The organism is Micromonospora sp. SL1-18, from assembly GCF_047921505.1.
Classification (GTDB): Bacteria; Actinomycetota; Actinomycetes; order Mycobacteriales; family Micromonosporaceae; genus Micromonospora.
Genome location: NZ_JBLROA010000128.1, coordinates 1 through 6,953 on the forward strand (window position 1 = coordinate 1; position 6,953 = coordinate 6,953).

General features: G+C 66.7%; 5 protein-coding genes. 4 read left to right on the forward strand and 1 reads right to left on the reverse strand.

Translation table 11 applies throughout. The annotated features are described in order from the left end of the window. Window positions 1-29: 29 nt before the first annotated feature. The 3 genes from ACNAW0_RS29560 (at window position 30) to ACNAW0_RS29570 (ending at window position 5,157) form a co-directional block, all read left to right on the forward strand. Window positions 30-878 carry a sigma-70 family RNA polymerase sigma factor gene (locus tag ACNAW0_RS29560; RefSeq protein ID WP_416291332.1) on the forward strand — a complete coding sequence of 283 codons (849 nt, stop codon included), beginning with the start codon at window positions 30-32 and terminating at the stop codon, window positions 876-878. 644 nt (window positions 879-1,522) lie between these two features. Then, on the forward strand, window positions 1,523-4,090 hold the full coding sequence (locus ACNAW0_RS29565; RefSeq protein ID WP_416291328.1) for a LamG-like jellyroll fold domain-containing protein: 2,568 nt from the start codon (window positions 1,523-1,525) through the stop codon (window positions 4,088-4,090). A gap of 224 nt (window positions 4,091-4,314) precedes the next feature. Beyond that, entirely contained in the window at window positions 4,315-5,157 is an 843-nt protein-coding gene (locus ACNAW0_RS29570) for a hypothetical protein (RefSeq protein ID WP_416291329.1), read from the forward strand. A gap of 400 nt (window positions 5,158-5,557) precedes the next feature. Here ACNAW0_RS29570 and ACNAW0_RS29575 read toward each other — a convergent pair whose 3' ends face one another. After that, window positions 5,558-6,181, reverse strand: coding sequence for a hypothetical protein (locus tag ACNAW0_RS29575; protein ID WP_416291330.1), 624 nt, complete (start codon window positions 6,179-6,181; stop codon window positions 5,558-5,560). Window positions 6,182-6,657: 476 nt separating this feature from the next. Between ACNAW0_RS29575 and ACNAW0_RS29580 the strand changes: the two genes are divergently transcribed. Further along, complete coding sequence (locus tag ACNAW0_RS29580) at window positions 6,658-6,897, forward strand: CPCC family cysteine-rich protein (RefSeq protein ID WP_416291331.1); 240 nt, start codon at window positions 6,658-6,660, stop codon at window positions 6,895-6,897. Window positions 6,898-6,953 lie beyond the last annotated feature (56 nt).

Below are 6,953 nucleotides of genomic sequence, written 5' to 3' on the forward strand. Positions count from 1 at the left end.
ACGAAGGGCGAGCCGGAAAGGTAACCCCCGTGGAAGATTTCGCGACGCACCGAGACCACCTGCGGGCGGTGGCCTACCGCATGCTCGGCTCGGAGAGCGAGGCCGACGATGCGGTCCAGGAGGCGTGGCTGCGACTGGCCCGCTCAGACACGAACGATATCCACAACACCCGCGCGTGGCTCACCACGGTCATCGCGAGGGTATGCCTGGACATGCTGCGCTCGCGCACGGCGCGGCGTGAGATCGTCCTTGACATGCCGCTGCCTGCGGACAGCCCCGGTCCGGAGCAGGAGGCGATCCTCGCCGAGTCGGTGGGGCTGGCCCTGCTGGTCGTGCTGGACACGCTGACCCCGGCAGAGCGGCTGGCGTTCGTGCTGCACGACATGTTCGCCGTGCCTTTCGACGAGGTCGCGGCGATCCTCGGGCGTTCGACCCAGGCGGCCAAGATGCTCGCCAGCCGTGCCCGCCACCGAGTCGGTACCAACCAGCCGCCCGACTCCGATCTGACGCGGCGTCGGAAGGTGGTTGAGGCATTCCTGGCCGCGTCACGGAACGGTGACTTCGCCGCACTGCTCAACCTGCTCGACCCCGACGTCACCGCCCGAGCCGACGCTTCCGCGGCACCCAGCGGAACACCCACCTGGCTACGTGGTGCCAAGGCGATCGGGCGGCAGGCGTTGGTGTTCTCACACCGAGCCGAGCATGCCCGTATCGGGCTAGTCGACGGGGACCCGGCGATCCTCATAGAACCGTACGGCCGGCTCGTCACCGTCCTGGCCTTCACTATCACCAATGGCAAGATCATCGCGATCGACATCATCGCCGACCCGCAACGCCTTGAGGGACTGACCGATCAAGCGGGTGACGACCTGGCCTGACATGACAGGTCGTCGCCGGCAGCATCGTTTCTGCCGGGTCCTTTAGTTCACGGGGCCACGAGGGCTTCGGCCAGGCCACCGACGCATTGCCCCAGGAAGAAAGCGAACCGGCCCGCAGGCGGTGCCCCTGAGGCGGGCCGGGTTCGGGGCGGACTCCGCCTGCGAGGTCTTGTCACGCGTCAGCGTGGCCGGGCGGCGCGGTGGCCTCGGCTGCACCGGGAAGCGAGATAAACCGGTGTTGGTGCTGGTGGAGCCCAGGGCGCGTGAACCAGGTGGGGCATTACCTGAGCGCCAAGGCCCGTAAGAGGTCGGCTGGCGGATCGGAGGCGCGGACGCTGCTCGGTGAGCGGGGCGGCGAACTAATCGTCGTCGAGCATCGTCGTGGTCAGTGATCACAGGACGTCCCCGCAGCCGCCCATGCATGTTTGACAATGGGGAATCCCGAGCGAAACACGGCTCATCTATTGACATTGGTCTTGTAGCCTTGTTGGACTGTGTTCAGTCATGATGCTACGCCGATGGACGGGCGTCTCCTCGTCGGCCTGATTGTCCGCGGCGCTGCTCGCCTGGCGCGGGTCTGTTGCGCCGCATCGCAACGGTTGCCGTCATTGCCCGTCCGCCACCTGTGAAGGGGCTCGATCTGCATGACCAGTCCTCCCCCCATCCTGAGGAAACCCAGGGCCCGTGGAGCTACGGGTAGGGCCGCCGTTGCCGTGCTGGCCGCGACGGCACTCCTCGTCGCGGCGCCCGCCGCCGCGGCACCCGACCAAGCGGACGACAGCGGCTGGACCAAGGGGACTCCGCCGCTATCCACCCCGTGGACGGCAGAGGTGTCGCCCACAACCGCGTTGCCGGAGTACCCCCGCCCACAGCTGACTCGCAAGCAGTGGCAAAACCTCAACGGGGTATGGCAGTTCGCCGGGGCCGCGGAGGGCGAGGCACCACCGATCGGTGACGAACTGGCCGAACGAGTGCTCGTTCCGTACCCGATCGAGTCCGCCCTGTCCGGCATCCAGCGGCACGAGGACCACATGTGGTACCGGCGGACCTTCACCGTGCCGGCGAGCTGGCAAGTCGGTGCCGCATCGGCCGGGCAGCGGCTGATCATCAACTTCGGCGCCGTCGACTACGACGCCAAGGTGTGGGTCAACGGGCACCAGGTCGCCACCCACCGTGGTGGCTACGACGCCTTCAACGTCGACGTGACGGATGCGCTGACCGCCTCGGGTGCCCAGGAGCTCGTGGTCGGCGTCACGGATCTGACCGACAAGACGTGGCAGCCGGTTGGCAAGCAGCGCAACATCCCTGACCGCGGCATCTTCTACACCGCGAGCTCGGGCATCTGGCGCACGGTGTGGATGGAACCCGTCCCCGCCGCCCACGTCGAGTCCCTACGGATGACCCCGGACATCGACACGAGCACCCTGAGCCTCATCCCCACGATCAACGCCAGCGCCGGCCTGACGGCCGAGGCAACGGTCTATGACGGGGACGAAGCCGTCGGCCGTGTCCGGGGGGCCGCTGGCAGCAGGCTCACCGTGCCGGTGCCGCGCGCCAAGCTGTGGTCACCCGACTCGCCGTTCCTCTACGGGCTCAGAGTGCGACTCCTCGACGGGAACAAGCCTGTCGACACGGTGCAGTCGTACTTCGGCATGCGGGAGATCGGCACCGCGAAGGGCAGCGACGGCAGGCCACGCATCACCCTCAACGGCAAACCCACCTTCCTGATGTCCACCCTGGACCAGGGATTCTGGCCGGACGGCATCCACACGGCACCGACGGACGCCGCCCTCAAGTTCGACATTGCCGAGCACAAGCGGCTCGGCTTCAACACGATTCGCAAGCACATCAAGGTCGAACCCGATCGCTGGTACTACTGGGCGGATCGGCTGGGCCTGATGGTCTGGCAGGACATGCCGGCCATGCGGGTCAACTTCGGCAAATCCCGAGCGGAAAACACCCCGCCGCCGGACGCCCGGGCGCAGTTCGAGGAAGAGCTGCGCGCGATGGTCGACCAGCATGACAGCTGGACATCGATCATCGGCTGGGTGCCCTTCAACGAGGGCTGGGGCGAGTGGAACAGAGCGGATACCGGCCGCATCGCGAACGAAGTCAAGGCCTGGGACCCGAGCAGACTGGTCATCGCCCACTCCGGTGTCAACTGCTGCCTCTCGCTCGGCGACTCCGGACAGGGCGACGTCATCGACTACCACCAGTACGTAGGCCCGGCCACCCCGGTGCCGGACGAGCGGCGAGTGGCCATTGACGGCGAGCACGGCGGCTTCGGCCTCGAGGTACCCGGCCACATGTGGTTCGGGAACGGCGGCGCCTACGAAATGACGCCAAACTCGGCCGCCCTCACGCGCCGCTACGTGGAGAACCAGCGTGACCTGCTCACGGCAACGACCAGGTGCGGGCTGTCCGGCGGCATATACACGCAGATCACCGACGTCGAGCACGAGGTCAACGGCTTCTACACCTATGACCGGCAGGTCGAGAAGATGGACTTCGACCAGGTACGCGCCGTTAACCAAGAGATCATCCGCAGTGCCGACGGGACCGCACCTCCGCCGCAGTACCCGCCGGGCACTCCAGGCCTGACCGGCCTGGACTACTGGCCGCTGGACGAAGGCAGCGGCAACATCGCCCAAGACGCAGTGCGCGACAAGCATCTGACGCTGCAGCAGGGCGCCACATGGTCGGCCGGCAAAGCTGGCTCCGGCCTGCAGTTCAACGGCTCCGGCGCGCACGCCGAGACATCCGGACCGATCGTCGACACCTCCGGCAACTTCACCGTTGCCGCCTGGGTCAAGCTCGACCGGCTGAACGGCTGGCTGACCGCCGTCGGACAGGATGGCCCGGTCCAGTCCACGTTCTTCCTGCAGAAGACCGGAGACACAAACAGGTTCTCGCTCAGCACCAGCGGTGGCCGGGCACTATCCACGTTCACGCCCGAGGTCGGCCGCTGGTACCACCTGGTCGGCGTGCGCGACGCCGCCGCAGGCGAGCACATGCTGTACGTCGACGGGGTGAAGCAGGGATCGTTCCAGCAGTGCCTCAACAGCAAGTCCACCGGACCGTTTACGGTTGGTAGGGCCCGCTTCAACAGCGGCAAGGTCGACTTCTGGCCCGGCGGCGTCGATCAGGTGCGCGTCTGGGACAGGGCGCTCTCGCCGGCGGAAATCGCCGAGCTGTTCTCTTCCGGCAAGTAACCCGGTACGGCGGTGGGGCCCAACGGCCCCACCGCCGTCGAGCCCTGGCTCTTGGTCGTGCCGCTCTGGCGCCGGCACCGCTGACATTCGTTGTCGAGCAGGCGGAGCAGCCAGGCGCCCTGCTGGTCGTATCGTTGCGGCCGGAGCCCGCCTTCAAGATGCTCCTGAGCCTTCGGGCAGGATTTGGCGAGACTGCACCCACGCCCGACCAACAGGAGAACCACGTGCCGCCCCGCAGAACCCGCGTCCTTTACGTCACCGATCTGGCATACGAGGCGCGCGGGCGCCGCTACTGCGACGAGGACATCTTCTTGTCTACCCAACTGCGGGAGCACTTCGACATCGCCCTGTGCCACCCGATTGATGCGGTTGAGTTGATGGACTCCTTTGATGTGGTCGTGGTGCGCAACAGCGGCCCCGTCCTTTACTACCAGGATCATCACGACGAGTTCCGCGCTCGTGCGAGGCAGGCAGGTGTGCGAGTCTTTACCGAGTTGACCGGCAAGGCCGACATGGCCGGCAAACAGTATCTGCTGGATCTGTACGGAGCCGGCTACCCGGTCATCCCCACCGTTGACCGGTTGCAGGACATCGAACGCCTGCCACCGGCCACCCAGTACGTGGCCAAGCCAAAGTTCGGCGCTGATTCCGTTGGTCTGCAGTTCATTCAGCGCGAGCAACTGCAGGACCTGAACTTCGACAACCTGCTGGTCCAGCCACGTGTCGATTTCGAGTACGAAGTCTCGTTCTACTTCGTCGACCGCACCTTCGAGTACGCGTTGTACGCGCCTCATGCCGACCAGCGGTGGCTGCTCGAACCCTACGAACCGACCGATGCCGATTTGGCGTTCGCTCAGCGGTTCATCGACTGGAACGATGTCAGCCACGGCATTCAGCGTGTCGACGCGTGTAGCACACGAAGCGGAAAACTCCTACTCGTCGAACTTGAGGACCTCAACCCTTACCTCTCTCTGGACCGCGTTGCTGCTCCGACCAGAGATGCCTTTGTCAAGGACATGACGGCATCCATCGCGGCCATGGCCGAGAAGAGTCCAACACCTCGCTGACCGCCCAGCGAACCCCGCCGAAGCACCGCGGCTGGCTCATTCGCCGATCGAGGTCACGGGCGCCGCACTGGCGGGGGGTTCGACGTGTACGCCGGCCTGCCCTTGGCGTTCGCCCTGTGGCGCGGCGGCGCGCAGGTGCACCTGGCCAGCCTGTCCTTCTCCCAGCTCGAGTTGATCGACCGGGACGCGTGGGTAGCGGAGCACGTCGCGGCGGTGCAGCCGGACACGACCAGCCCGGACTGGTACTTCCCCGAACGGACGCTCGCCCGGTGGCTGGCGGCTCAGGAGCTGCCGTCGACCGTGTACGCCTCTCCGCCGCTCGGCGTCCAGCCGTTACGGGCGGCGTACCGGTACCTGATTGAACAACTGACGGGAGCGGTTGCTGCCGCGGATCACCCCGTCAGGTACGCCGTGGGGTGGCGGCCGATCGGCGGCCCCCATGCGAGGCGACCAGGGCATCAGCCACGATCGCGGCGTCCGCCTCGGCGACGTCGGCGGGATACTCCGGCAGGAGGTCGTCCCAGACGACCAGCCAGGATCCGTAGAGCTGCGCCTGGCCCTCCGGTCGGGCGAAGAACCAGACGTGCAGGTGAGCGGCGCCGTCGCCGATGCGGTAGACGTGGGCTCGCGAGATGTGCGGCAGAGCCTGCACGTGGCGGACGATTCGCGTGGTCAGCAGTCCCAGCTCCGCGGCGAGATCGTCGGGAAGATCCGCCATGTCATAGTGATCGCGCGGGTACAGCATCAGCACCAGCGGCACGCCCACTCCTGGGACACGGGCCAGCCGCCAGTGATCGTTGAACCAGATTCCCTCGTCGCGCTCCTGGCAGTTCCGGCACTCCGCCGGATCCTCGCCGTGCCGGGCGGGCTCGGGCAGCACCGGCGGGCGCAGCGGCGCTATGCGCAATCCATCCTGTTCGAACGGGCTGATGTCCCATCCCGTCATCTGCGCCAGCGGAAGCCGCCGCTCGCTGTCAGCGACGGCCACCGCGTGGTCATAGAACTGGTCCGGATGCAAGGCCATGGCGCGAAGACTAGTACAACCAAGATCCCATCGCTTCGCCGTGACGACCGCCCGCGGCGCGCACCCATGGCATGTGGGCACCTGGTGGTCTCAGGACACGAAGCCGGTCGCTCGCTGATCGGCGCTCAACGGCGCGCAGCCCTGTCGCCAGTCATACGTGTCCTGGGACCACCGGGCCCCGCGGAACTCATGCCGGACCTCTCACGGTCGAGCAACCCGAGGCGGTGGCCCGGTGGGGACCAGGTGCGCCGACGACCCGAGATCGCCGGCACCATACGAAGTGCCCGACGAGCCCGCCGCCAGGAAGAGTCTGCGCAGTGAGCGTACGTCCTGCATTCATCAGCCGATGCTGAACGATTGGGCAGGTCGGCCTTCGACCGGACTGCCGTCGAGCATTCCATGCGGGTTCCGATCGGACGCGATTCGCGGTCCGGCGGGGGTGCCTGTTGGTGGGTTGTCATGGGAGGCTTGCCGGCGTGATTCAGCAATCCGTCGACCGGTGTCCCTGCTGTGGCTACCGGACCGGGTGTACCACCTGCCCGGTCTGTTTCTGGACCGATGACGGACAGAGGGACGCGGACGCCGCCATGGTGGCCGGTGGCCCCAATGGGGACATCAGTCTGAGCGATGCCCGGCTCAACTTCGCCATCTACGGGGCGAGCCACCGACGGTACCTGGACGTGGTACGGCAGCCCCGCATCGATGAGCTGCCGTAGCGACGCATAGAGCAGGTCACACGCTCGACTTCTCACTGCTTCCTACTTGTTGCTCG

Coding starts and splice junctions, on each gene's coding strand:
- ACNAW0_RS29565 (WP_416291328.1), top strand. CDS start 1,523: ATGACCAGTCCTCCCCCCATCCTGAGGAAACCCAGGGCCCGTGGAGCT.
- ACNAW0_RS29575 (WP_416291330.1), bottom strand. CDS start 6,181: ATGGCCTTGCATCCGGACCAGTTCTATGACCACGCGGTGGCCGTCGCT.